The organism is Comamonas testosteroni (assembly GCF_000761245.1).
Taxonomy (GTDB): Bacteria; Pseudomonadota; Gammaproteobacteria; order Burkholderiales; family Burkholderiaceae_C; genus Comamonas; species Comamonas testosteroni_C.
Map to the genome: position 1 here is coordinate 761,516 of NZ_AWOR01000001.1, position 23,631 is coordinate 785,146.

24 protein-coding genes are annotated in these 23,631 nt (G+C 63.4%); 10 read left to right on the plus strand and 14 right to left on the minus strand.

The genetic code is table 11. The annotated features are described in order from the left end of the window. Positions 1 to 8: 8 nt before the first annotated feature. On the minus strand, positions 9 to 665 hold the full coding sequence (locus P353_RS03445; RefSeq protein ID WP_034365168.1) for a twin-arginine translocation pathway signal: 657 nt from the start codon (positions 663 to 665) through the stop codon (positions 9 to 11). 223 nt (positions 666 to 888) lie between these two features. On the opposite strand from P353_RS03445, the gene P353_RS03450 reads away from it, so the two are divergent. Continuing rightward, on the plus strand, positions 889 to 1,893 hold the full coding sequence (locus P353_RS03450; protein ID WP_034365537.1) for a Bug family tripartite tricarboxylate transporter substrate binding protein: 1,005 nt from the start codon (positions 889 to 891) through the stop codon (positions 1,891 to 1,893). 102 nt (positions 1,894 to 1,995) lie between these two features. Here the strand turns inward: P353_RS03450 and P353_RS03455 are convergent, their stop codons facing one another. The 3 genes from P353_RS03455 to P353_RS03465 all read right to left on the minus strand — a co-directional run bounded on the left by P353_RS03455 (position 1,996) and on the right by P353_RS03465 (position 5,545). Continuing rightward, positions 1,996 to 3,282: an EAL and HDOD domain-containing protein gene (locus tag P353_RS03455; RefSeq protein ID WP_034365171.1), complete on the minus strand. Its 1,287-nt coding sequence runs from the start codon at positions 3,280 to 3,282 to the stop codon at positions 1,996 to 1,998. 35 nt (positions 3,283 to 3,317) lie between these two features. Beyond that, the gene (locus P353_RS03460; protein WP_034365174.1) at positions 3,318 to 4,577 is read right to left on the minus strand and encodes an EAL and HDOD domain-containing protein; all 1,260 of its coding nucleotides are present in this window, start codon (positions 4,575 to 4,577) and stop codon (positions 3,318 to 3,320) included. A gap of 161 nt (positions 4,578 to 4,738) precedes the next feature. After that, entirely contained in the window at positions 4,739 to 5,545 is an 807-nt protein-coding gene (locus P353_RS03465; protein ID WP_034365176.1) for a ferritin-like domain-containing protein, read from the minus strand. Between the two features lie 50 nt (positions 5,546 to 5,595). Here P353_RS03465 and P353_RS03470 point away from each other — a divergent pair, with 50 nt between their 5' ends. Further along, positions 5,596 to 6,120, plus strand: a complete 525-nt coding sequence (locus P353_RS03470) for a gamma carbonic anhydrase family protein (protein WP_034365178.1) — start codon at positions 5,596 to 5,598, stop codon at positions 6,118 to 6,120. A 30-nt stretch (positions 6,121 to 6,150) separates the two neighbouring features. Then, positions 6,151 to 7,158 (plus strand): Hsp33 family molecular chaperone HslO, encoded by a 1,008-nt coding sequence (locus P353_RS03475; protein WP_034365181.1) that lies wholly within the window; start codon positions 6,151 to 6,153, stop codon positions 7,156 to 7,158. Positions 7,159 to 7,280: 122 nt separating this feature from the next. Here the strand turns inward: P353_RS03475 and P353_RS03480 are convergent, their stop codons facing one another. The 5 genes from P353_RS03480 to P353_RS03500 form a co-directional block, all read right to left on the minus strand. Further along, positions 7,281 to 7,823, minus strand: coding sequence for a hypothetical protein (locus P353_RS03480; RefSeq protein WP_198529014.1), 543 nt, complete (start codon positions 7,821 to 7,823; stop codon positions 7,281 to 7,283). Beyond that, positions 7,792 to 8,070: a septum formation initiator family protein gene (locus P353_RS03485; protein ID WP_003076383.1), complete on the minus strand. Its 279-nt coding sequence runs from the start codon at positions 8,068 to 8,070 to the stop codon at positions 7,792 to 7,794. Before P353_RS03485 ends, P353_RS03480 begins: the two co-directional genes overlap by 32 nt. Positions 8,071 to 8,190: 120 nt before the next feature. Continuing rightward, positions 8,191 to 9,477 (minus strand): phosphopyruvate hydratase, encoded by a 1,287-nt coding sequence (gene eno / locus P353_RS03490; protein ID WP_034365184.1) that lies wholly within the window; start codon positions 9,475 to 9,477, stop codon positions 8,191 to 8,193. Between the two features lie 435 nt (positions 9,478 to 9,912). Then, complete coding sequence (kdsA, locus tag P353_RS03495; RefSeq protein WP_034365186.1) at positions 9,913 to 10,770, minus strand: 3-deoxy-8-phosphooctulonate synthase; 858 nt, start codon at positions 10,768 to 10,770, stop codon at positions 9,913 to 9,915. Between the two features lie 150 nt (positions 10,771 to 10,920). Next, positions 10,921 to 12,582: a CTP synthase gene (locus tag P353_RS03500; protein WP_034365188.1), complete on the minus strand. Its 1,662-nt coding sequence runs from the start codon at positions 12,580 to 12,582 to the stop codon at positions 10,921 to 10,923. Positions 12,583 to 12,695: 113 nt separating this feature from the next. Between P353_RS03500 and coaBC the strand changes: the two genes are divergently transcribed. The 4 genes from coaBC to P353_RS03520 all read left to right on the plus strand — a co-directional run bounded on the left by coaBC (position 12,696) and on the right by P353_RS03520 (position 15,919). After that, the gene (gene coaBC, locus P353_RS03505; protein ID WP_034365190.1) at positions 12,696 to 13,922 is read left to right on the plus strand and encodes a bifunctional phosphopantothenoylcysteine decarboxylase/phosphopantothenate--cysteine ligase CoaBC; all 1,227 of its coding nucleotides are present in this window, start codon (positions 12,696 to 12,698) and stop codon (positions 13,920 to 13,922) included. A 23-nt stretch (positions 13,923 to 13,945) separates the two neighbouring features. After that, a complete protein-coding gene (locus P353_RS03510; RefSeq protein WP_034365192.1) occupies positions 13,946 to 14,464 on the plus strand; it encodes a hypothetical protein in 519 nt (172 codons plus the stop codon). A gap of 147 nt (positions 14,465 to 14,611) precedes the next feature. After that, positions 14,612 to 15,061 carry a dUTP diphosphatase gene (gene dut, locus P353_RS03515; RefSeq protein ID WP_012837362.1) on the plus strand — a complete coding sequence of 150 codons (450 nt, stop codon included), beginning with the start codon at positions 14,612 to 14,614 and terminating at the stop codon, positions 15,059 to 15,061. A gap of 30 nt (positions 15,062 to 15,091) precedes the next feature. After that, a complete protein-coding gene (locus P353_RS03520; RefSeq protein ID WP_034365195.1) occupies positions 15,092 to 15,919 on the plus strand; it encodes a hypothetical protein in 828 nt (275 codons plus the stop codon). 6 nt (positions 15,920 to 15,925) lie between these two features. Here P353_RS03520 and P353_RS03525 read toward each other — a convergent pair whose 3' ends face one another. The 3 genes from P353_RS03525 to P353_RS03535 are packed head-to-tail and all read right to left on the minus strand — an operon-like array spanning position 15,926 to position 18,427. Next, positions 15,926 to 17,413: a sensor histidine kinase gene (locus P353_RS03525; RefSeq protein ID WP_052084659.1), complete on the minus strand. Its 1,488-nt coding sequence runs from the start codon at positions 17,411 to 17,413 to the stop codon at positions 15,926 to 15,928. A 5-nt stretch (positions 17,414 to 17,418) separates the two neighbouring features. Then, entirely contained in the window at positions 17,419 to 18,090 is a 672-nt protein-coding gene (locus P353_RS03530) for a response regulator transcription factor (RefSeq protein WP_034365198.1), read from the minus strand. A 28-nt stretch (positions 18,091 to 18,118) separates the two neighbouring features. Continuing rightward, complete coding sequence (locus tag P353_RS03535; RefSeq protein WP_034365547.1) at positions 18,119 to 18,427, minus strand: PepSY domain-containing protein; 309 nt, start codon at positions 18,425 to 18,427, stop codon at positions 18,119 to 18,121. A gap of 290 nt (positions 18,428 to 18,717) precedes the next feature. On the opposite strand from P353_RS03535, the gene P353_RS03540 reads away from it, so the two are divergent. After that, a complete protein-coding gene (locus tag P353_RS03540; protein WP_034365201.1) occupies positions 18,718 to 19,098 on the plus strand; it encodes a PepSY domain-containing protein in 381 nt (126 codons plus the stop codon). 278 nt (positions 19,099 to 19,376) lie between these two features. Further along, positions 19,377 to 19,997, plus strand: coding sequence for a glycine zipper 2TM domain-containing protein (locus P353_RS03545; protein ID WP_034365549.1), 621 nt, complete (start codon positions 19,377 to 19,379; stop codon positions 19,995 to 19,997). A gap of 222 nt (positions 19,998 to 20,219) precedes the next feature. Here P353_RS03545 and P353_RS03550 read toward each other — a convergent pair whose 3' ends face one another. Further along, positions 20,220 to 20,741 carry an FKBP-type peptidyl-prolyl cis-trans isomerase gene (locus P353_RS03550; RefSeq protein ID WP_034365204.1) on the minus strand — a complete coding sequence of 174 codons (522 nt, stop codon included), beginning with the start codon at positions 20,739 to 20,741 and terminating at the stop codon, positions 20,220 to 20,222. A gap of 233 nt (positions 20,742 to 20,974) precedes the next feature. On the opposite strand from P353_RS03550, the gene P353_RS03555 reads away from it, so the two are divergent. Further along, entirely contained in the window at positions 20,975 to 21,745 is a 771-nt protein-coding gene (locus P353_RS03555; RefSeq protein ID WP_034365206.1) for a DUF2076 domain-containing protein, read from the plus strand. Positions 21,746 to 22,022: 277 nt separating this feature from the next. Here the strand turns inward: P353_RS03555 and P353_RS03560 are convergent, their stop codons facing one another. Next, positions 22,023 to 23,474 carry an aldehyde dehydrogenase gene (locus P353_RS03560; RefSeq protein WP_034365208.1) on the minus strand — a complete coding sequence of 484 codons (1,452 nt, stop codon included), beginning with the start codon at positions 23,472 to 23,474 and terminating at the stop codon, positions 22,023 to 22,025. Between the last annotated feature and the right edge of the window lie 157 nt (positions 23,475 to 23,631).

Here is a 23,631-nt window from a genome sequence, read left to right on the forward strand (position 1 = left end):
GCTGCCGCCTAGGCGCTCGCGCTGCCCAGTTGCAGGTGGTACAGCCCCCAGACGGCGGCGGCAAAGCGTTGCTTGACGGGCAGCTGGCCGAGCTCCGGAATCTGATGGGCTGCAAAAATGGCCCAGAGCGGGCCCACGCCGCCCATGGCCAGCGGCACGCCGTCCAGCTGGGTGGCGATCAGCATGCGCCAGCGCACGGCCTGGGCCAGCGGCATCTGGCTGCGATAGCCGTCTATGCCCTGCAAAGTCAGTTGCAGGCCGCGCGCCATGGCCTGGCCTACATCCACGCCGGCGGCCTGCAGTACCTGCTCCAGCAGCGGGCCTTGCAGGCTGTGCTCGGCTTCGTCGTATTCAAGCGTGGTCCTGAGCGTCTGCTGCTCCAGGCTGTTGAGCGCATCCATGCCGCAGGACCAGGCTGCATCGAACAGATAGCCATGGATGATCAGCATGCGGTCCGCCACGGCTTGCGGCTTGCCGCGATTGGCCTGCACACCGGGGCCGCTGATGCTGAGTACCGCAGGCTGCAGGCCGTCGAGCACGCAGGTGCGCGAGGCCTGGCGCGTGGTCGTGGCCGAGGCGGGCAGGGACATGGCGCCCAGTGCAGCGCCCGCAGCACCGCCTTGCAGCAGCAGGGCGCGACGTGATAGAGGGTTTTGTACTGCCATGGGTGCTTTCTCTGTGGTGATGGTTGAAGTCTAGCGGCAAGCCTTGCGGGCGTCATTGCGACACGTCGATGAAGACGCTGGTCGGCTGGAGTGTTGGTCTATTTGAATGTTTGAAGTTTTATTTTGATGGTTTTTGTCCATTGAATTGACGAATCGTCGTTCAAATCAACCGGGGAATTCACTTTGGTCAAAAATGCAGGTCTTGATTTTTGGATTTCGAGTGATGACTAACTTTCTGCGTCGCAGCATGCTGACCTGTGCCCTGGCAGCCGTGCTGCCTGCCACCTTGTCCCTGAATGTCCAGGCGGCCGACAAAGCCGATGCGGCTGGCTGGCCCAGTCGTCCCATTCGTCTGGTGGTGTCCTACCCCGCCGGTGGCGTGAGCGATGTGGTGGCCCGTGCACTGGGCGAGAAGCTGTCGCAGTCGCTGGGTCAGTCGGTGGTGATAGACAACAAGGCCGGCGCGGGTGGTGCGATTGGCCTGGATCAAGTCGCCAAGTCCAACCCCGATGGCTATACGCTGGGCTTTTCGTCCATCAGCCCGCTGACGCTGAGCCCCCATCTGGGCAAGCCGCTGTTCGATCCGCGCAAGGATATTGTTCCCGTAGTCAGCGTGATGTACTCGCCCGTGCTGCTGCTGGGCACGACCCGCCTGACTGCCAAGAGCTTTCCCGAGCTCATGACTCAGGCCAAGGCCCATCCCGGCGATGTGCGCTGGGCCACGGCCGGTCTGGCGTCGCTGGGCCACATCATGCTCGAGCAGATTGCCGATCAGGGCAAGGTGCAGATCACCCATGTGCCTTACAAGGGCGGTGGCCAGCAGCTCAATGACGGTCTGAGTGCACAGTTCGAGGTGTTGTCAACGAATGCCGGCCCGGCCGTGATGCAGCACATCAAGGCCGGCAAGTTCAAGGCCCTGGCCGTGGGCGCTCCTGCGCGTCTGGACTCGCTGCCCCAGGTGCCCACGCTGGCCGAGCTGGGTTACAAGAACGCCAACACCACATCGGTCTTCGGCATCTTCGCTCCCGCCGGTGTGCCTGCTCCCGTGCTGGCTCGCCTGAATGCCGAGGTGAACAAGGCGCTGGCGCTGCCCGAGATCCGTCAGCGCCTGGAAGCCACGGACAATGTGCCTACCGGAGGCAAGGCTGCGGACTTTGCCAAGCAGATCGAGGCCGAGTCCAGGTCCAACGCCCAGATCATCAAGGCTGCAGGTATCCAGACCAACTGATCGGGACTTTCCTGAATGACAAAGGGCTTGCGGTCACATCGGCCGCAAGCCCTTTTTCGCTGCGCGCAGCAAGCTCACTGACTGCTCGCCAGGCGGATTGGCTCAGATCACTTCGCTGGACAGGTTGTCTGCCCAGCTCAGTGCCTGCAGATGGGCCCAGTTGACCTGATGGTTGGACAGCTGCAGCGCATTGGCAGCGCGGGCAAAAGCTGCTTCGTCGCCCGACTCGCAGGCGCGCGTCAGATCCAGGAAGGGTGCAAACACTCCCTTGTTATGTACCAGTGCGTCGACCACGGACTGGGGCAGGGCCACGGATTCCAGAGCCTTGGCCATGGGCTGGCTCAGCATCACATCGAGCAGCGAGAAAACGCCCACGACGAAAGCGTGGTCGCATTCCTCGGGCGGCAGCAGCTCGGCGGTCAGCAGCTCCATCAGGCGCCCGCGCACCACGGCCGTCTGGCCTACAGCCGGGGGGGTGCCGCCGGCGCGTGAGGTGGTCAGCAGCAGGGCCGCCCAGCGAAACAGCTTCTTGAGTCCAAGAATCATCACTGCATGGCGAAAGGAGGTGATCTCGCAGGACAGGCCAAAGCCCGAGCTGTTGATGAAGCGCAGCAGGTTGAAGGACAGCGTGGGGTCCTTCTTGAGCAGCTCTTCGATCTCCTCCGTGCTGGCCTGCTGGCGCACCAGGTTGATGAGCTGGATGATGGTGGTCTGCGTGGGGCGGATGGTGCGCGCCTGCACGAGCTGGGGCTGGGCGAACCAGTAGCCCTGGAACAGCTTCACGCCCAGGCCCAGCATATGCTCGAACTGCTCGGCCGTCTCGACCTTCTCGGCCACGATCTGGGCGCGTGTGTAGGTCTGGGCAAACTTCACCAGCTTTTCGGCATGCTCGATTCCGAAGCTCTGCATGTCCAGCTTGACGAAGGAGGCCATGGGCAGCCATGACGCATAGTTGCGGCGCAGCAGGTTCTGGTCGAAAGCCAGACGAAAGCCACGCTGGCGCAGGGCCGCAAATGTGGGCAGGCAGGCTTCGATGTTTTCCTGGGTGGCATCGGCGGGCAGGGCCGGGACTTCCAGTACCACACGGTCGGGGTGAATCAGCTCCAGGTGGCCGCCGCTCAGGCTGTCATGGGTGCAGTTGATGAAAACCGTTCTTTTGCCCACCAGAGCTTCGGCACCGGCATAGGACAGGGCATTGAACAGCAGCGCTGCATCGGATGCAGCGGTGTGTGCGTTATGTGCAACCGAGCGGTCAAAGAGCTCGTAGCCATACACATCCCGTTTTTCATCGACGATTGCCTGGCGCGCAATGCTGGCCATATTGGCCTCGTCCTTGTCTGCAACGGGGCTGGCGGTCGGTGAAGAGGAGTTGGTGTCAGGGGTATCCATGTCGGTTATCGCTTGGGTGTGGGGCAAAAGCGCTGTCAGTCGGACAGACACTCCGTCCATCTCAGAGCCTGCAGATGAGCGTGATTGATGTCCCCGTGCTCCAGGTCCAGGCTGCAGGCGCTGCGGTCGAATTGCTCCTGGTCATGACTCTCGCAGGCCTTGGTGAGCATCAGCAGCTCGCCCAGAATGCCTTCATGATGCAGCAGCGCGGCAGAGACCGATTCGGACACCGGAATCAGCGCCAGCGCTGCAGGCAAAGGCATGCCCAGCATGCGGTCCAGCATGGAGAACATGCCGCAGATAAAGGCCAGATCGGCGTCGGTGTCCGTCAGCGAGTGCTTGGCCAGCAGCTCCATCAGACGACCGCGAATCACGGCGGTCTGGCCCACGGCTGGTGGCGGGCCGCCTTCACGGGCGGCCGTCAGCAGCATGGCAGCCCAGCGGAACAGCTTGTTCAGGCCAAGCAGCATCACGGCCTGCTTGAAAGAGGTGATCTTGCGATGGGCGCCAAAGCTGGCCGAGTTGATGAGGCGCAGCAGGTTGAAGGCCAGGGCGGCGTCCTTCTTGAGAACTTCCTCGATCGCATCGGTGCTGGCCTGCTCGCGCACCAGCGTCAGCAACTGGATGATGCTTTGCTGTGTCGGAGTCAGAAGGCGGGTCTGCATCACCGTGGGGCGGGCAAACCAGAAACCCTGGAAAAGCTCGATGCCCAGGCGCTGCCCCAGCTCATGCTGGTAGGCGCTTTCGACTTTTTCGGCGATAAGCTCGGCGCGGGTGTGGCGGTTGGCGAACTTGACCAGCACCGTGAGCTGGTCCGGTGCCAGCGTGGAGAGGTCGAGCTTGATGTAGTCGGCCAGCGGCAGCCAGGCCGAATACACAGACTCCAGCACCGTGTGGTTGAAGGCCAGATGAAAGCCCTGGTCCTTGAGTGCCAGCAGCGTGGGCAGGCGGGCGGCCACCTCATGCACGGCCGCATGGCCCAGAGGGGGGATCTCCAGCACCACCTTGTCGGCCGGCAGCAGCTCCAGGTGCTCGCCGGTCAGGCCTTCGTGAGTGCAATTCACGAACATGAGCTTGGTGCCGACCAGATCTTCCTCTCCTGCATGCGTGAGGGCTGCAAAGATCAGCGTCGCGTCCGAGGCCATGGTGTGACCATAAGGCGAGCGCGAGCGGTTGAACAGCTCGTAACCAATGATTTGCTGCAGCCCGTTGACGATGGGCTGGCGTGCAATCATGCCTTTGGACAGGTTGCGCGGCGAGGCGAATGCCGTGTCCTCTATGGTTTGTTCACTCATTGCTGCATGACGTCTGTGTGAGAAATGGTTGGCGGTGCCGGTTATTGTAAGAACGAGCTGATCATAGTGTCAGCTTCGTGCGTTCAGGCCGTTTGTGCCAACAACTTCGGCTCGCAGGCCTTGCTTGCCGATGATTCTTGATTCGAGTCAAGAAAAAATACCTAGATCTGTTGCAGCCAGGCGATCTCGGTCGCGGTGAAGCCTGCGGCTCGGCGTGCCTTCTCATTGAAGGGCGGACGCAGACGCGGCGCTTCATAGCGCTTTGTCAGCTCCAGGTACAACGACTCGGGCTCCAGTCCGTTTTTCTCGCACAGCCAGCGATACCAGTGATTGCCTATGGCCACATGGCCCACTTCCTCGCGCAGGATGATGTCCAGAACGTCGCAGGCCTCCAGTGCATCGGGCGCATGGGTGTTGCGCAGCTTGTTCTGGATTTGCGGCGTGGCGTCCAGGCCGCGCGCCTCCAACGTTCTGGGAACCAGAGCCATGCGGGCCACGATGTCGCCCGCCGTTCTCTCGCACATGGTCCACAGGCCCTGGTGTGCCGGGTGGTCGCCATAGTCCTGTCCATGGTGCAGGCGCAGATGGTCGCGCAGCAGGCGGAAATGCTTGGCTTCCTCGGCGGCCACCTGCAGCCAGTCGTGGTAGTACTGAGCGGGCATGCCGTCGAAGCGCCAGACGGCGTCCAGTGCGAGGTTGATGGCATTGAACTCTATATGCGCAATGGCATGGATGAGCACGGCCCGGCCTTCGAGGGTGGCAGGCGAGCGGCGCGCCACGGCCGTGTGGTGCTTGAGCTCGGGCCGGGCCGGGCGGCCGGGAAGCTCGGACTCGGGGATGTGCAGTGTCGGTGCTGTTTCTGCTATTGAATAGAGAGCTCTTTGTACATGCAGATCAATGGCTGCAGCAGCTTTTTCCTCAGGGTCTGCAAGGCACAAGACCTCTAGCGCGCGGTGACGTAACTCCATCCCTACAATTCTAGGTTCTATAAAGAAGCAACCCACAGGGAGACAAGCAGATGGCAATTTACGAACTCGACGGCGTTGCGCCGCAGATCGACGAAAGCGCCTGGGTGGCCGACAGCGCCGAGGTCATGGGCAGCGTCAAGCTGGACAAGGACGCCAGCGTCTGGTTCGCAGTCGTCATCCGCGGGGATACCGAAAACATCAGCATCGGCGCGGGCTCCAACATCCAGGATGCCAGCGTGCTGCATGCCGATTTCGGCAAGCCGCTCACGGTGGGTTGCAATGTGACGATTGGCCACCAAGTAATGCTGCATGGCTGCTCGATTGGCGATGGCTCGCTTATCGGCATCGGTGCAGTGGTGCTCAACGGTGCCAGGATCGGCAGGAACTGCCTGGTGGGCGCAGGCTCGCTGGTGACCGAGGGCAAGGAATTTCCCGACGGCTCCATGATCCTCGGCAGCCCCGCCAAGGTCGTGCGCCAGCTATCGCCCGAGCAGATCGAAGGTCTGCGTCAGAGCGCCAGGAACTATGTTGAAAATGCTCGCCGCTTCAAGCGCGGCTTGCGCAAGCTGGGCTGAGGGCCCAGCTTTTTACCGGAATCGATTAGCGTGTCTGAACTGCATAAATTCATTTTTGACGGCCTGCCCGTGCGTGGTGCCATTGTTCGCCTGACTGACTCCTGGCAGGAAATCCTGCAGCGCCGTGCCGGCAACAAGGATACCGGCGCCTACCCCGAGGCCGTCAGCACCTTGCTCGGCGAGATGACGGCGGCAGGCGTGCTCATGCAGTCCAACATCAAGTTCAATGGCGCGCTGGTATTCCAGGTCATGGGTGACGGCCCGGTCAAGCTGGCCGTGGCCGAAGTGCAGTCGGATCTGAGTCTGCGTGCCACGGCATCGCTGGTGGGAGAGGCCAATCTGCCCCTGCGCGGCCAGTTGGCCCCGCTGGCAGAGCTGGTCAATGCCCATGGCGCGGGCCGCTGCGCCGTCACGCTGGACCCCAAGGACCGTCAGCCGGGTCAGAACCCCTATCAGGGCGTGGTGCCGCTCAACGATGGCGCTGGCGGTCGCTTCGAGCGACTGTCCGATGCGCTGCAGTTCTACATGATCCAGTCCGAGCAGCTCGACACCGTGATGGTCCTGGCCGCCAATGACCAGATTGCTGCCGGCCTGATGCTGCAGCGCATGCCTGTCAAGGGCGAGGCGAATCTGGCTGCAGCCACCGAAAGCGGCGAGGCCGAGCACGATGCCCTGGGCCTGAACGAGGAATACAACCGCGTTGCCACTCTGGCCTCCAGCCTGACGCAGCAAGAGCTGTTGACGCTGGATGTGGAGACCATTTTGCGCCGCCTGTTCTGGGAGGAGAAGCTGCTGCGCTTTGCTCCTCAGGCCGACGAGCAGGCCCCGCGTTTTGTCTGCACCTGCAGCCGTGACCGAGTGGCCGCCATGTTGACGTCGCTGGGCGAGGAGGAGGTGGACTCCATCGTGGCCGAGCGCGGCAAGATCGAAGTGGGTTGCGACTTCTGCGGTCAGCAATACCAGTTCGACGCCATCGATGCGGCGCGTCTGTTCACCGAAGTGCAAAAGCAGCCGCCCAGCTCCAGCTCGGTGCAGTAACTGAGCATTGTGCTTGCGGCTCTTGACTCTGATTGTGGTGGAGACACCCAGCAAGGGCCCAGGCCGGGGCAGCGCAGCTGTCTTGCAGCTCAGAAGAGGTAGCGGAGAAGGCGCGAGGCGCCTCAGGGGGCGCTTTTCAAGGCCTCGAACAGCGCCAGTTCACACTCGGGATCGCCGCATTGCTCGCAGGCTTTGCGGCGTATTTTCTGGCTGGAACTCCAGGGGTTCTGGCTTGAAATCCAGTCCCAGTCTGCGGCCGGTTCTATGAATTTCAGAGAGGCAGCCAGTTGCTGCCATTGGGCAGACGGTCTGCCGTACAGCATCACATAGCTCTGCGAGCGTGCTTGCAGCAGTGCACGCCATCGGCTGATCTGTCGAGCGATGGCAGGGTCCGGGTCGGCATCGCGCCAGTCCTGGCCCAGCACATAGACCAGGGCATCGGCCGGCCATTCCTCGCCGGCTGCAGGTGCGCTGCATTGCCAGGGCGTGACATGGCCCTCATCCAGGCGGGCCTGCAGCAGGCCATGCGCCATGCCGCGTGCCAGGGCATGAGGCGCACCCAGCAGCACCAGAGTGGGTGCAGGAACAGCAAAGCCAGCGCGGGGCTGGCTTTGAGGCAGAGCGGGCGCCGGGTCAGCGCTTGGAAACCTGAATATAGATTTCATTGGGTTTGACCATGCCCAGCTCGTAACGGGCCTTTTCTTCCACGGTGGACAGGCCGTCCTTGAGGTCGTTGACCTCGGACTGCAGCCTGTCGTTTTCCGATTTCTCAAGGGCGTTGGCCGCGTATTGATCGTTGATTTGCTGCTGCAGCTCGTGCACATAGGCCATGCTGCCATTGCCCAGCCAGAGCTGGGCATGAATGGCGGTCAGCAAGACCAGCAATGTGACGCAGACGACGCGGTTGACCATAGAAAAGGTGGCTTAAAAGTAGCTTGTTAGCAAGAGACACCGGGCAAGGGCCGCCCCGCAGCAAGGGTGTCGTCCCCATTTTAGGGGGAAGGCGCGAAGCGGCTCAGGGGGTGCTCTTGTTTAGCGCAGGTTGTAGAAGGCCGCGCGGCCGGGGTACTCGGCCACGTCGCCCAGATCTTCCTCGATGCGCAGCAGCTGGTTGTACTTGGCGATACGGTCGGAGCGGCTCATGGATCCGGTCTTGATTTGACCAGCATTCAGGCCCACGGCGATGTCGGCAATGGTGCTGTCTTCGGTTTCGCCAGAGCGGTGCGAGATCACGGCGGTGTAGCCGGCGCGCTTGGCCATCTCGATGGCGGCGAAGGTCTCGGTCAGGGTGCCGATCTGGTTGATCTTGATCAGGATCGAATTGGCGATGCGCTTTTCGATGCCTTCCTTGAGGATCTTGGTGTTGGTCACGAACAGGTCGTCACCCACCAGCTGAACCTTGGCGCCCAGGCGCTCGGTCAGGATCTTCCAGCCATCCCAGTCGCCTTCGTGCATGCCGTCTTCGATGGAGATGATGGGGTACTTGTCGCACCAGCCGGCCAGCATGTCGGTCCACTGCGTCGAAGTCAGTGTCATATTGCCTTCGCCGGCCAGCACGTACATGCCGTCCTTGTAGAACTCGGACGCTGCGCAGTCCAGGCCCAGGGCGATCTGCTCGCCGGGCTTGTAGCCGGCCTTTTCGATGGCTTCGATGATCAGCTGGATCGCGGCTTCGTGGTTTTCCACGGAAGGTGCGAAACCGCCTTCGTCGCCCACGGCGGTGGACATGCCCTTGTGGTGGATGATGGCCTTCAGTGCGTGGAAGACTTCGGCACCCCAGCGCACGGCTTCACGGAAGGTGGGGGCACCCACGGGGATGATCATGAACTCTTGCAGGTCCAGCGAGTTGTTCGCGTGGGCGCCGCCGTTGATCACGTTCATCATGGGCACGGGCAGCTGCACGCCGCCCATGCCGCCGAAGTAGCGGTACAGGGGCAGGCCGGCTTCTTCGGCAGCGGCGCGGGCCACGGCCATGGACACGGCCAGCATGGCGTTGGCGCCCAGGCGGCTCTTGTTGTCGGTGCCGTCCAGGTCGATCAGGGTCTTGTCCAGGAAGGCCTGCTCGGAAGCATCCAGGCCCAGCACTGCTTCGGAGATTTCGGTGTTGATGTGCTCGACAGCCTTGAGCACGCCCTTGCCCAGGTAACGGCTCTTGTCGCCGTCACGCAGTTCAATGGCTTCGCGCGAGCCGGTGGACGCGCCCGAGGGCACAGCAGCACGGCCCATCACGCCGGATTCCAGCAGCACGTCGCACTCAACGGTGGGATTGCCGCGGCTGTCCAGCACTTCGCGGCCTACGATGTCAACAATGGCACTCATTGCATTTCCTTTGGGTTTCTGAAATCGGTACGTGCAGGCTGACTTCTTTCATGAAATCACGCCCAAGCGCTTGTGCATGAAGCGCAAGCTGCTATCAAAATTGTGAAGCCGACTCTTCTCCACATGCTGCGCGCGCGCCGTGCACGCGACGAGTATGGAAGAGGCTGCGGCGGCTATTGTGCACAAATTTGGTGGGCCGCTTTTGCCTTGACGTGTTGCAGCAGTCGAATTTCTTGCGCAAGACGTTTCTGTGCAAGCATTCGGACACAAAAGCGGATACAAAAAAGGCATGACGCCACGCTTCATCGTGTCGGTCATGCCGGGGTGCATCATCTGCTCAGGCGCCGCTGCCCGCCTTGGGGCGGCCGGGGCGTAGGGACATGCAGGCCTGCAGCAAGGCCCTCATGTCGCTGCTGATGCGCTGTGGATGCATGCTCAGGCCTGGAAGTGCTCTTCCAGGAAGCCGTTGCGCTTGGTCACATCGTCCAGCGCCACCAAGGTCTCCAGCAGTGCCTTCATGTGCTTGAGCGGCACGGCATTGGGGCCGTCCGACAGGGCGTTGCAGGGATCGGGGTGGGTTTCCATGAACAGGCCTGCCACGCCCACGGCCACGGCCGCACGCGAGAGCACGGGCACCATCTCGCGCATGCCGCCGCTGGAGGTGCCGTTGCCGCCAGGCAGTTGCACGCTGTGGGTGGCGTCGAACACGACAGGGGCGCCGGTCTCGCGCATGATGGCCAGCGAGCGCATGTCGCTGACCAGGTTGTTGTAGCCGAAGCTTGCGCCGCGCTCGCAGGCCGTGAAGCTGTCTGCGGGCAGGCCCGCTTCCACCGCCGCAGCACGGGCCTTGTCGATGACATTCTTCATGTCATGCGGGGCCAGGAACTGGCCCTTCTTGATGTTCACGGGCTTGCCCGACTGGGCCACGGCGCGGATGAAATCCGTCTGGCGGCACAGGAAGGCGGGGGTCTGCAGCATGTCGACGACAGACGCCACGTAAGGCACTTCGGCCTCGGTGTGCACATCGGTGAGGATGGGCACGTTCAGCTCCTTCTTCACCTTGGCAAGGATCTCCAGGCCTTTTTCCATGCCGGGGCCGCGAAAGCTCGTGCCCGAGGAGCGGTTGGCCTTGTCGAAGCTGCTCTTGAAGATGAAGTGGATGCCCAGCGAGGCGGTGATTTCCTTGAGTTGCCCGGCCACGTCCATCTGCAGCTGTTCGGATTCGACCACACAAGGGCCGGCGATCAGAAAGAAGCGCTTGTCCAGACCAATATCAAAGCCGCAGAGTTTCATGGTGGGTTCCTTTTTGCACGCCGCGCATGCTTCAAAAACTGAAGCTGCCAGCGCTCTATATTGAATGAATTCAAAATCATTTGATGCTGAAGTCATTGATTTTCAAGCGCTGGCAGCTCCTATTTCAGGATTGATTCCGGAGGAAGGGAATCAGGCCTTCTTGCCCGACTGGGCCTTGTTGTCCATGGCCGCCTTGATGAAGGCGTTGAACAGCGGGTGACCATCCCAGGGGGTGGACTTGAACTCGGGGTGGAACTGCACACCGATGTACCAGGGGTGAGTCTTGGCGGGCAGCTCGACGATTTCGGTCAGCTGTTCGCGCTGCGTCAGGGCCGAGATCACCAGGCCGGCTTCGCGCAGCTGGTCCAGATACTGGGTGTTGGCTTCATAGCGGTGGCGGTGACGCTCGGTCACCACGTCGCCGTAGATGCTGTGCGCCAGCGTGCCCTTTTGCACGTCGGAAGACTGTGCGCCCAGACGCATGGTGCCGCCCAGGTCGGAGTTCTCGTCACGGGTCTTGATCGTGCCGTCCGCATCCTTCCACTCGGTGATCAGGGCGATCACGGGGTTGGGGGTGGCCGAATCGAACTCGGTGGAGTTGGCGCCTGCGAGGCCTGCCACATGGCGGGCGTACTCGATGGTGGCGACCTGCATGCCCAGGCAGATGCCCAGGTAGGGGACCTTGTTCTCGCGGGCAAACTTGGCCGTGGAGATCTTGCCTTCCACGCCGCGCGAGCCGAAGCCGCCGGGCACCAGAATGCCGTCGTAGTCCTTGAGCAGCTTGGTAGCATCCGCGTCGTGGATGGTCTCCGAGTCCACGTGCGTGATCTTCACGCGCACATGGTTGCGCATGCCGGCGTGCTTGAGCGCTTCGTTGACCGACTTGTAGGCGTCGGACAGCTCCACGTACTTGCCGACCATGGCAATCTTGACTTCGCCCTGGGGGTGCTCGGTCTCATAGACCAGATCGTCCCAGCGCTTGAGATTGGTGGGGGGCGTGTTCAGGCGCAGCTTGTCGCAGATCAGGCCGTCCAGACCCTGCTCGTGCAGCATGCGAGGCACCTTGTAGATGGTGTCCACGTCCCACATGGAGATCACACCCCACTCGGGCACATTGGTGAAGAGGGAGATCTTGCTCTTTTCCTCTTCGGGCACCTGGTGCTTGGCGCGGCACAGCAGCGCATCGGGCTGGATGCCGATTTCGCGCAGCTTCTGCACGGTGTGCTGTGTGGGTTTGGTCTTGAGCTCGCCGGCCGTCTCGATGAACGGCAGGTAGGTCAGGTGCACAAAGGCTGAGTTGTTGGGGCCGAGCTTGAGCGCCAGCTGACGCGCAGCTTCCAGGAAGGGCAGGGACTCGATGTCGCCCACGGTGCCGCCGACTTCGCAGATGGCCACATCCACTTCGTGGTCGGTGCCAAGGCCCGCGCCGCGCTTGATGTATTCCTGAATTTCGTTGGTGACATGGGGGATGACCTGCACGGTCTTGCCCAGATAGTCGCCACGGCGTTCTTTTTCCAGCACGGACTGATAGATGCGGCCCGTGGTGAAGTTGTTGCTCTGACGCATGCGCGTTTCGATGAAACGCTCATAGTGGCCCAAGTCCAGATCGGTCTCGGCTCCGTCATCCGTCACGAACACTTCACCGTGCTGGAAGGGCGACATGGTGCCCGGGTCCACGTTGATATAGGGATCGAGCTTGATGAGGGTGACTTTGAGACCGCGCGACTCGAGGATCGCTGCAAGGGAGGCTGAGGCGATTCCCTTACCGAGGGAAGACACCACACCGCCGGTGACGAAGACGAACTTGGTCATGTCTTTTTTTGGTGGTGGTAAAACAGGATTATAGGTTCGCCACGAATTTCGGCGTGGCGTACAGGGATGCTTGTGCGGCAGCAAAGCCGCTCAGGTCTGATAAATTGCGCAGCATGAATGACGTGTTCGCAGGCAAACATCTGGTGCTGGGTCTCTCCGGAGGCGTGGCTTGTTACAAATCGGCCATGCTGTGCCGCTTGCTGGTCCAGGCCGGAGCCACGGTGCAGGTGGTCATGACGGAGGCAGCCGAGCAGTTCATGACGGCCGTCACCATGCAGGCGCTTTCTGGGCGCGCAGTCTACACCTCCCAGTGGGATGTGCGCGAACCCAACAACATGCCCCACATCAATCTGAGCCGTGAAGCCGATGCCATCCTCATCGCGCCCTGCAGCGCGGACTTCATCGCGCGTCTGGTGCAGGGTCGCTCGGACGAGCTGCTCAGCCTGATGTGCCTGGCCCGCCCCATGGAGAGCGTTCCCCTGCTGCTGGCCCCGGCCATGAACCGCGAGATGTGGGCCCACCCCGCGACCCAGCGCAATCTGGCCCAGGTACAGGCCGACGGTGCTCAGGTGCTGGGCGTGGGCAACGGCAGCCAGGCCTGCGGCGAGACCGGCGACGGTCGCATGCTGGAGCCCGAGGAAATCATGGAAGAGCTGGCGGCTCACTTCACGGCCAAGAGCCTGCAGGGCCAGCATCTGCTGTTGACGGCCGGCCCGACCTTCGAGGCGATCGATCCGGTGCGCGGCATCACCAACCTGTCCAGCGGCAAGATGGGCTTCGCGATTGCCCGTGCCGCGCGCGAGGCCGGTGCCCAGGTCACGCTGGTGGCAGGCCCCGTGCATCTGCCCACGCCGCGCGGAGTGACCCGCGTCGACGTGCAGTCGGCGCGCCAGATGCAGACTGCCGTGCAGTCCCTGGTGGCGGGAGCTTCGATCTTCATTGCCACGGCCGCTGTTGCCGACTGGCGTCCGGCCGAGTTTTCCGATCAGAAGATCAAGAAGGATGGCTCGGGCGATGTACCGGCCATGGACTTTGTCGAGAACCCCGACATTCTTGCCGGCGTGGCCCAGTCCGACCAGGCCCGGTCCGGCAAGTTGTATTGCGTGGGCTTTGCGGCCGAAAGTCATGATCTGCTCAAGCACGCCAGTGCCAAGCGCCTGCGCAAGAGCGTTCCGCTGCTGGTGGGCAATATCGGCCCCGCCACCTTTGGCAAGGACGACAATGCCCTGCTGCTGATCGACGATCAGGGCTCCAAGGAGCTGCCCCATGCCAGCAAGGACGTGCTGGCGCGCCAGCTGGTCGATGAAATTGCGCAGCGCCTGAGCGCCAAGCGTCCCTGACCCGTGATCCCAGGAGTCCGAACATGAATCTCTCCAGCTATGAAGGCCCGCGCAATGGCGACTATGTGGCTTATGTGGATCAGCTGATGCGAGCCAGTCCCGAGTACCGCCGCACGCTGCGCAGCATCGACGGAGCGATTCAGACCGCGGTCGTCACGCCCGGCTCCCAGGCCGCCTCGCCCATGTCCCAGCTGCGCAACACCTTGCAGAAGGCGCGCGACATGGCCGAGCAGGCGCAGCAGGTGCCGGGAGCGCGAACCACGGTGGCCGCTCAGCCGGCCCAGCGCACGGCTGCTGCACGGCGCCCCAATACGGCCGTGACCAAGCAGGAGGCGCAGCAGCGCTTCAGGGCCATGGAGCGCGAGATCGAGGGACAGAAGGCTCAGAACGGTCGCAAGCCCTGGGTGTCTCCGGGCTCGCTGGCGCTGATCGTGGGCGGGATGATCCTCTCCCAGTTCGTGCAGGGCTTTGGCGTACTGCTCGCCATCATGGGCCTGATGTCGCTGGTGGGCGGCGTGCTCAAGCGTCTGCAAGGCCGCTGAGAGACGCCAGGCGCCGACGCCTGCCCGGCACAGGGCACAATGGCGCCCTTCAGAAAACCGCTGGCGGCTGCACGGCAGCTGCCGCAATGAATGCAAGGCCCGGCTCACGGGCCTTGTTTCAAGACAGACAAGACTAGCCAGATCCTTATGAATGTTGATGTAAAGATTCTCGATGCGCGCCTGCGCGACAACCTGCCCGCCTACGCCACTGCCGGCAGCGCCGGCCTGGACCTGCGCGCCTGCATCGATGCGCCCGTGACGCTGGAGCCCGGCCAGTGGCAGTTGATCCCCACCGGCATGGCCATGCACCTCAAGGACCCCCATTACGCGGCGCTGATCCTGCCGCGCTCGGGCATGGGCCACAAGCACGGCATCGTGCTGGGCAATCTGGTCGGTCTGATCGACTCCGACTACCAGGGCCAGCTCATGGTCAGCGCCTGGAACCGTTCGCAGACCGCCTTCACGCTGCAGCCCATGGACCGTCTGGCCCAATTGGTCATCGTGCCCGTGGTGCAGGCGCAGTTCAATCTGGTGGATGACTTTGCCGATGCCAGCGAGCGCGGCGAAGGCGGCTACGGCTCCACCGGCAAGCAGTAAGCCTGTCCAAAGGCCCGTACCTCGCGCCCCATGAGTCGCCAGAGCCGCCAGACCCGCCGCCGCTCTGCCTCCTGGACCAGGGTACAGCTGGGCCGCGACCAGCATATGCGGCGGCGCTTGCAAAAACGCCACTGGCTGCGTCTGCATGCCGCTCTGACCGGTGGCCTGAGTCTGGCTGCCATGTCCCTGATCAGTCTGTGCCTGCTGCATGCCGGTGTGCACAGCATGGGGCTGCGCTATGGGCTGGCGCTGGCCTGCGGCTATCTGCTTTATCTGTTGCTGGTGCGCCTGTGGGCCGGCTGCATGCTGCGCCGCGACTGGGATACGGGCGATGCAGGAGCCGATGTTTCCGGCTCCAGTGGTAAATCAGGCGGTGCCGATACTGCGGATACTGCGGGCTTTGAAAGCGGGCAGGGAGGCTCCTACGGCGGCGGTGGTGCCGGCGGCCACTGGGATGATGGCGCAGCCGTGCCTGATATCGCGCCTGCGTCATCGGGCCTGGAGCTGCCCGATGTCGATGTGTCGGGGCTGGACGCGCTCGATGAAGGCGCTGTGGTGCTCGTGCCGGTACTGCTGATTTTTGCCGTCCTGCTGGTGGCGGTCACGGGCATGGGCTCGCTGGTGTGGCTGGTGTTCGGTGCCGATCTGTTTCTGACTGTGGCGGTAGAGGTGGCGTTTGCGCTGCTGATGACCCGAACCCTGTATGTGGTGGAGCGCGAAGGCTGGTTGCCGGCAGCCTTGCGCATCAGCTGGAAGCCCGTGCTCGGCGCCCTGGTCGCGGCCGTGGCGCTGGGGCTGCTCGCCGATTGGCTGTTTCCCCAGGCCGATACCCTGGCGCAGGTGCTGCGCAGTCTTTGATCGGCTTCAGTCCTGGTGCCTGGCGCCAGGCAGTTGCAGCTGCATGCGCAGCCCGCCCAGCGGCGACGGCAGAGCCTGGATGCTGCCGCCATAGGTCTGAACCAGATCGCGCACGATGTCCAGGCCCAGGCCGGCACCGGGACGCTGTTCGTCAAGCCGCTCTCCGCGGGCAAAGATGCGCTCGCGCAGCTCGGGGGCAATGCCCGGGCCGTCGTCGTCTATGCACAGCGTCAGTCGCTGGCTGTCCTCGCTTGCCGGCTGAACCTTGAGCACGACCTTGGACCTGGCCCATTTGCCGGCGTTGTCCAGCAGATTGCCCAGCATCTCCATCAGGTCCTGGGCGTCGCCCTTGAAGTCCCATTGCGCGGCATCCCCCTGCAGCTCGAAGCGTATGCCGCGCGCCGCATGCAGCTTGTCCATGGTGTGGACCAGGGAGTGCAGCGGGCCGGCCAGCGCGGTGCGCAGGCCATGGCCCTGCTGCGCCGCTGCTGCTGCGGCACGGGCACGGGCCAGGTGATATTCGACCTGGCGGCTGGCACTGGCAACCTGCTCGCGCACCAGGGTCGCCAGCGGGCTGTCCTGCTGCGCCGCCGCGTTGCCCATGATGCTCAGCGGGGTGTTGACTGCATGGGCCAGATTGCCCGCCTGGGTGCGGGCCCGCTCCACCATCTCGGCATTCATGCGCAGCACATGGTTGAACTCCTGAACCAGGGGCATGATTTCGGCCGGGTGCTCTCCCCTGATTTCAGAAGCTTCGCCCTGGCTCACAGCTGCCAGCTGACGGCGCAGGGCAGCCAGCGGAGCCAGTGCCAGCTGCAGCTGCACGACCACGGCGGCGATCAGCCCCGCTGCCAGCATGCACAGCGCGGCCACCAGCATCTTGGTAAAGCGCTGCAGCGGCGTGGCCAGCATGGCCGCATCGGCGGCAATCATCAGGCGCAGCGGCGGGGCACCGGCCTCGGGCAGCTGTACGGTACGCGTCACGATCACCAGGGTGTTGCCATTGCCGTCCGACATATGGCCATAGCTGGCCGGAGCGTGCAGCGGCAGGGTGGGCTCCCAGACCTTGTCGGCCTTGAAGAAAGGCCAGTCCAGGGTTTGGTCCCAGAGCGAGCGCGAACGCTGGATGCCGGCCTGAACCGTCTGTTGGCCGGCAGCGTCAAGCTGGTCCACCTGCCAGTACATGCCCGACAGCGGCTGCTGCAGCAAGGGGTCGCCGGAGAAGGGTGAGACCGTGACCGGGACGGCCTGATCGGGCTGATAGTTGACGGCACCGCTGAGGCGGTCGAGCTTGGCCACCAGCTGGCTGCGCAACTGCTGGGTCAGATGCTCGGCAAACAGCGTGCGCAGGCCCCATCCCGTGAGCAGCAGTGCTGCCAGCACCCAGATCAGGGCGCCCGCCAGCAGTCTCAGGCGCAGCGAGTTCTTCCAGGAGCCCGCGCTCAGCGGTGGCGGCTGTTGGGTCGTGGGGGAGGTCAGGGTGTGCTCGGACATATGGTTCATGCGTGGTTTGTGGGCGCAACCAGGCGATAGCCCAGGCCGCGCACGGTTTCGATCGAGCCTGCAGGCAGTTTTTTCCGCAGCCGCCCGACAAAGACCTCGATGGTGTTGGAGTCGCGGTCGCTGTCCTGCGGATAGATATGCTCGGACAGCTCGGTGCGCGAGACCACGGCGCCCATGCGCTGCATCAGCAGGGCCAGCACCTTGAATTCATGGCTGGTCAGCGTCAGCGCCTGACCTTCGACGGTGACGCGCGCCTGGCGCGAGTCCAGGGTGATGGCCCCGCATTGCCACAAAGCGCTGGCATGCGGACTCAGGCGTCGCAGCAGCGCCCGCAGACGCGCCAGCAGCTCTTCCATGTGGAAGGGTTTGGCCAGATAGTCGTCGGCGCCGGCATCCATGCCCGCGACTTTTTCATGCCAGGCGGCTCTGGCGGTAAGGATCAGCACTGGCATGGAGCGGCCCTGGGCGCGCCAGGCGCGCAGCACGCTCAGCCCGTCGCGCACCGGTAGGCCCAGGTCCAGTACCGCAGCATCGAAGCTCTCCACCTCGCCCAGGTATTGCGCCGTCTCGCCGTCGGCGGCAGCCTCCACGGTGTGGCCGGCCTGCACCAGGGCCTGCTGCAGCTGCTCGCGCAGCGTGGGTTCGTCTTCAATCAGCAAAATTCGCATGCTCTACAGCCCTCCTGAGTGCCGGGGTTCACTTCTTGCGCTTCATGCTGATGAGGCTGCCGTTGCTGGCATCGATCTCCAGCTTGACCACCTTGCCATCGCTTTGCAGCAGCCGGATCTCGTAGACAAAGCGGCCGTCCTCGCGATCGAACTCCACCTTGATGACCTGGCCCTGGTATTGCTGCTCGACCTGATCCAGGACGGTGCGCAGCGGCAGCACCTGGCCCTGGCGCAGGGCTTGGCGGGCGAGTTCGTGATCGTTGTCGCCGGCATCCGAGGTGGCGGGCCACAGGCTCAGCGCGGCAAAGCCTGTCGTTGCCACCAGGATGGCCAGCACGGCGTGAAGGGCGCGCCGGCGTGGGCGGTGCGCAGATTGCGGGTCGTTCGAGGCGTTGAGAAAAGACATGGCGAGAGGGCTGGAGTTGGAGGTGATGAGGTCTGGTTGTGTCTGGTTGTGTTCTGCAGTCAAGGTTATAGGCCTGCATCGATGAACGGAAGCTGAATGGCGGCTTCAGAAACGGTTCAGGGTGAATGCGAACAATCGGCCACAACCCGCAACAGAGCACCTCCCGCCAGGCGGGCCGTCTTTTTGTCCCCATCGTTCACCAGTCGACTGCAGGAGTCTCCATGTCTCGTCTTCAAGCCCCCGTCTTTGCGATGTCCGCTCGCGTCTTGTCGCTATACCGGTCCATGCAGCGCCGCAGCGGCATCGCCTTGCTGGGGGGCGCTGCGCTGCTGTCCGCAGGCACCTGCCTGGCCGCAGAAAACTCTCTGGCGGACCGTGCCTCGGCCTCGGTGGCCGCCGTGCGCGGCATGGCGCTCGGGCCGACCCTGTCCATCCGCGACGTCTGCGACCGGCTGGAGAAGGCCGGCTATCGCGAATTCCAGGAAGTGGAATGGGACGACGGCCTCTACAAGGTCAAGGCCACGGCCAGCGATGGACGCTTTGTGAAGCTCTATGTCGATGGCCGCAGCGGCGAAGTGTTGCGCGTGCGCACCAAGGGCTAGGATTGGCTCTGAGCTTGATAGCTCTCAGCGCTCTGTCGTTGTGGATGCCATGGTGGTTGGCAGAGCAAAGGAGCCAGGTATTGGGCAAGACGTTACGGTTTTGAAGAGTTGTAAACGGCTGCGCTTTACTCAAAGTATTGTGAGCAAATGTGAAAGCTGTCGTCCTGGCGAGCTTGTGCCGCGTTGCAATGCAAAGGCAGACCGTGCAAGGTTTGCAGAGCAACTCATAACAGGGACTGCGGCGCATGCAATGTGCATGCGCCAATCAGGAGATTTCCATGCAAATCAATCAACGCTGGGGCCGGTTGGCCATGGTGAGCGCAATCGTTGCGGCTCTGTCGGCCTGCGCGGCCTATCCTCAGGGTGGCTACCAGAGCGGCGGCTACCAGAACAGCGGCTACCAGGGAGGCTACTCCCAAGGTGCTTATTCGGGCTCTGGCTACCCTGGCAGCACACAGGCATACCCCGTGGGCAACAACCAGGTCCAGACCTATCCCGCCAATAACTGCGGCTACAACAACCCCAACTGCTATTCGCAGCAGCCCCAGCAATACGCCCAGCAGGGCCGTGTGATGAATATCGAGACCGTGCGCGTGCAGGACGGCAGCGGTGTGGGTGCAGGCGGCGCGATTGCCGGTGGCGTGATCGGCGGCGTGCTGGGCAACCAGGTGGGCAAGGGCTCGGGCCGTACGCTGGCCACGATTGCCGGTGTGGTGGGCGGCGCATTGGCCGGCAACGCCGTGCAGAACAGTGTGGGCGGCGGCAGCGTGCGCGATATCTACCGCGTCACCGTACAACTGCAGGACGGCAGCGTGCGCGCTCTGGACTACCAGCAGCCTCCGCAGCTGAGCATCGGCGAATATGTGCGCGTTGAAGGCAACCAGATCTTCCGCCGCTGAGCAGTCGGGCGCGCATAACCGGGCGCGCATAACCGGACGCGCATAACAAAAGGGACTCCGAGGAGTCCCTTTTTTATCTCTTTGCCTGAAGCGATGAGTGATGCTTGAGCCTGTGGCGCAGCGCAACTCAGTGACAGCAAGCAAGGGCCTAGGCAGCCCCGCCGCCTCGCAGCGAAGCTGTCGTTCCCCTGAGGGGGAAGGCGCAAAGCGCCTCAGGGGGTGTCAATGCAGTGTGTCATTGCCCGGAGCCATGGGCTCGATACGGAAAAAGCCCGTACCTGCCGTGCCGCGGCCGATTTCTTCCTCGGTGGCCTCGCGCACCGCTTCGATCTTGAGGTGCAGGCGGATGGCGATTCCGGCCAGCGGGTGGTTGCCGTCCAGCACCACATGCTCGGGATAGATTTCGGTGACCGTGTAGAGCAGGTCGGCAGGCACGGGGTTGGTGCCCTTGGGCATGGCGCTGCTCTCGAAGCTCATGCCTTCCTCGATCTCTTCGGGAAACAGCTCGCGCTTTTCCAGGAAGATCAGGCTCTCGTCATAGTCGCCGAATGCCTCTTCGGGCTCCAGGTGCAGGTCCAGCGTGGTGCCTACGCCGTGGCCTTGCAGAGCCTCTTCGATGCGCTTGAACAGGTCATCGCCACCGACAAGGAATTCCACGGGCTCGTCCAGCACGTCCAGCTCCTCGCCCAGGGTGTCTTTCAGTGTCCAGGTCAGGGCGACCACGCATTGTTGGGTAACTTCCATGGTGTGTATGCAGTTGGTGGGCCGCGGGCCAGTCCCGCAACCGAAATTGAAACGCCGCCACGACTGTGGCGCAATGGCAGGCATTGTCCCATGCGCTGCCCGCCGCTGCAGCACAGGCCTTTTGTTACACCCTGCAAAAAGCACTTGCACGGCCTTCACACTGGCGCTCTTGCAGGCCTGCATACTGACCCCATCTCTGCTGCAAGTAATTTGCGGGCTTAAAGGAAGGCACCATGACCCCTCAGGAACAACAACTGCTGCAAGACCTGTGCGCCAGGCTGACGCTGACCCAGGGCCAGCCCAAGGACGCGCAGGCTGATGCCGAGCTGCGCCGCGGACTGAGCAACGCGCCCGATGCGCTCTACTGGCTGGCCCAGCGCACCTTGATGCTGGAGCAAGCCATTCAGCAGGCCCAGCAGCAGATCGGCGAACTGGAGCAGCAGCTCAAGCAGGCCCAGCAAAGCCAGAGCCAGAGCCAGAGCCAGGGCGCAGGCAGCTTTCTCTCGGGCGGCCTGGGCACGCACTTCGGCCGCGCTCCCGAGCGTTATGCCGAGGACGGCGGCTACGCTGCCAATGCGCAGCCTCCCTATCAGCCGCAGTACCAGCCGCAAGCGGCGCCTCAGCCCTCCAGCTGGCGCGACCGTTTCTTTGGCGGCGGCTCGGCGCCGCGCGCTGCAGCGCCACAGGCCTACGGCCAGCCAGCAACCTCTGCCGGCAGCAGCTTCCTGGGCAACGCCGCAGCGGCCGCGGCCGGCGTGGCGGGCGGCATGTTCCTGTTCAACGGGCTGGAGAATCTGATGGGCGGCCATCACGCCGGCTCGGGCAGCCAGAGCGGCGGCAGCGATAGCAAGTCGCTGGCGCAGGACAGCAGCAGTCAGGGCCTGCATGGCGACAGCGGCAATACCTCGAGCCTGGCCAACGATGCGGGCCTGGGCAGCATCGATAGCGCGGACAACGACAGCTGGGGCGATGGCGGCGGCTTCTTTGACGATGACTTTGCCTGATTGCAGGCTTTGAGATTTTTGAGGCTCAAGCCCTTTTCCATCAAACGCTAGCAGCTATGGATTAGATAGTGAGAAGGAAAAAAGAAAGCCACCTGGCATTTTCAAATCAGGTGGCTTTTTTAATTTCAGTAGCGATGGGCGTGAGCTTTAACTAGGGCGCGACCTAAGTGTGGGACAGCAAGCAAGCGCCGCCGCGCAGCAAAGCTGTCGTCCCCCTCCGCGAAGCAGAGAGGGGGAAGCGGCGGGGCCGCCCAGGCAAAGCCGCTCAGGGGGGGCTTTAGAACGGATAGTGGCGTTCTGCGGTCTGCATGGTCACCCAGCGGGTTTCGGTAAAGGCATTGATGCCCTGCTGGCCGCCGAAATGGCCGTAGCCTGAGGCCTTGACGCCGCCAAACGGCATCTGGGCTTCGTCATGCACCGTGGGGCCGTTGATATGGCAGATGCCGGCCTCGATGCGCGCAGCCACACGCCAGCCGCGGGCCGTGTCCCGGGTGAAGACGGCGGACGACAGACCGAACTCGTTGTCATTGGCCGTGGCAATCGCTTCTTCCTCGCCGTTCACGCGCACGATGCCCTTGACCGGGCCAAAGGTTTCCTCGTGGAAGATGCGCATCGCGGGCGTCACATGGTCGATCAGCGTGGCAGGCATCAGCGTGTTCTCAGCCTTGCCGCCGCAGACTAGTTTTGCGCCCTTGGCCAGCGCGTCGTCGATCATGGCATTGCAGCGCTCCACCGTAGCCAGATCGACCACCGAGCCCAGCACCACGGGGCCCTTGCGCGGGTCGCCCAGCGGCAGGCTGCTGGCCTTGGCGGCAAACTTGGCGATGAACTCGTCAGCCACCTTGTTATCCACCACAAAGCGCTCGGTGGACATGCAGATCTGGCCCGAGTTGGCAAACGCGCCAAAGGTGGCGGCGTTCACGGCCGCATCGATATCGGCATCGTCGAGCACCAGGAAGGGGGCCTTGCCGCCGAGCTCCAGCAGTGCGGGCTTGAGATGTCTGGCGCAGGTCTGGCCGATGATGCGGCCCACACGTGTGGAGCCGGTAAAGCTCACGCGGCGCACGGCCGGGTGGGCCACGATGGCCTCGACCACGCTGCCCGCATCGGCGGGCGCATTGGTCACAAAGTTCACCACGCCGGCGGGCAGGCCCGCGTCCTGCAGCGCCTCGATGATCAGGCCGTGGGTGGCGGGGCAGAGCTCCGAGCCCTTGAGGATCACGGTATTGCCGCAGGCCAGGGCCGTGGAGATGCTGCGCACGGCCAGAATCACGGGCGCATTCCAGGGCGCGATACCGAGCACCACGCCGGCGGGCTGGCGCACGGCCATGGCAAGGCTGCCGGGCACGTCCGAGGGGATGATCTCGCCATTGATCTGCGTGGTCAGCGAAGCCGCCTCCAGCAGCATGCTGGCGGCCAGATGCACGTTGAAGCCGGCCCAGATGCCCGATGCGCCGGTCTCGGCAGCCATGGCCGCGGCAATCGCTTCGCCCTTGGCTTCGAGCGCCTGAGAGGCCTTGAGTAGCATGGCGCGGCGGGCGTTCGGCCCCAGTTGCGACCAGGCGGGGAAGGCTGCTGCCGCAGCATCGCAGGCGCGGATCGCATCCTCGGTCGTGGCTGCCGGCGCGCGTGTGGCCACGCTGCCATCCAGCGGGTTCCAGCGTTCAAAAGTCGCGCCATTGCCGGCTGCGCATTCCTGGCCGGCTATCAGCATTTTCTGTTCGATCATTTTTCATCTCCTTTTGACGTGAAAGCAGTCATCAAAGCTGCCTGTTGTTCATACCGTTGAAATTAGGCGCGGCCCAGCACAGAGGTGTCGAGCAAGGGCCTAGGCGGCCCCGCCGCCCCGCAGCGTGGGCTGCCCCAGCATGGGCTGCCCCAGCGAT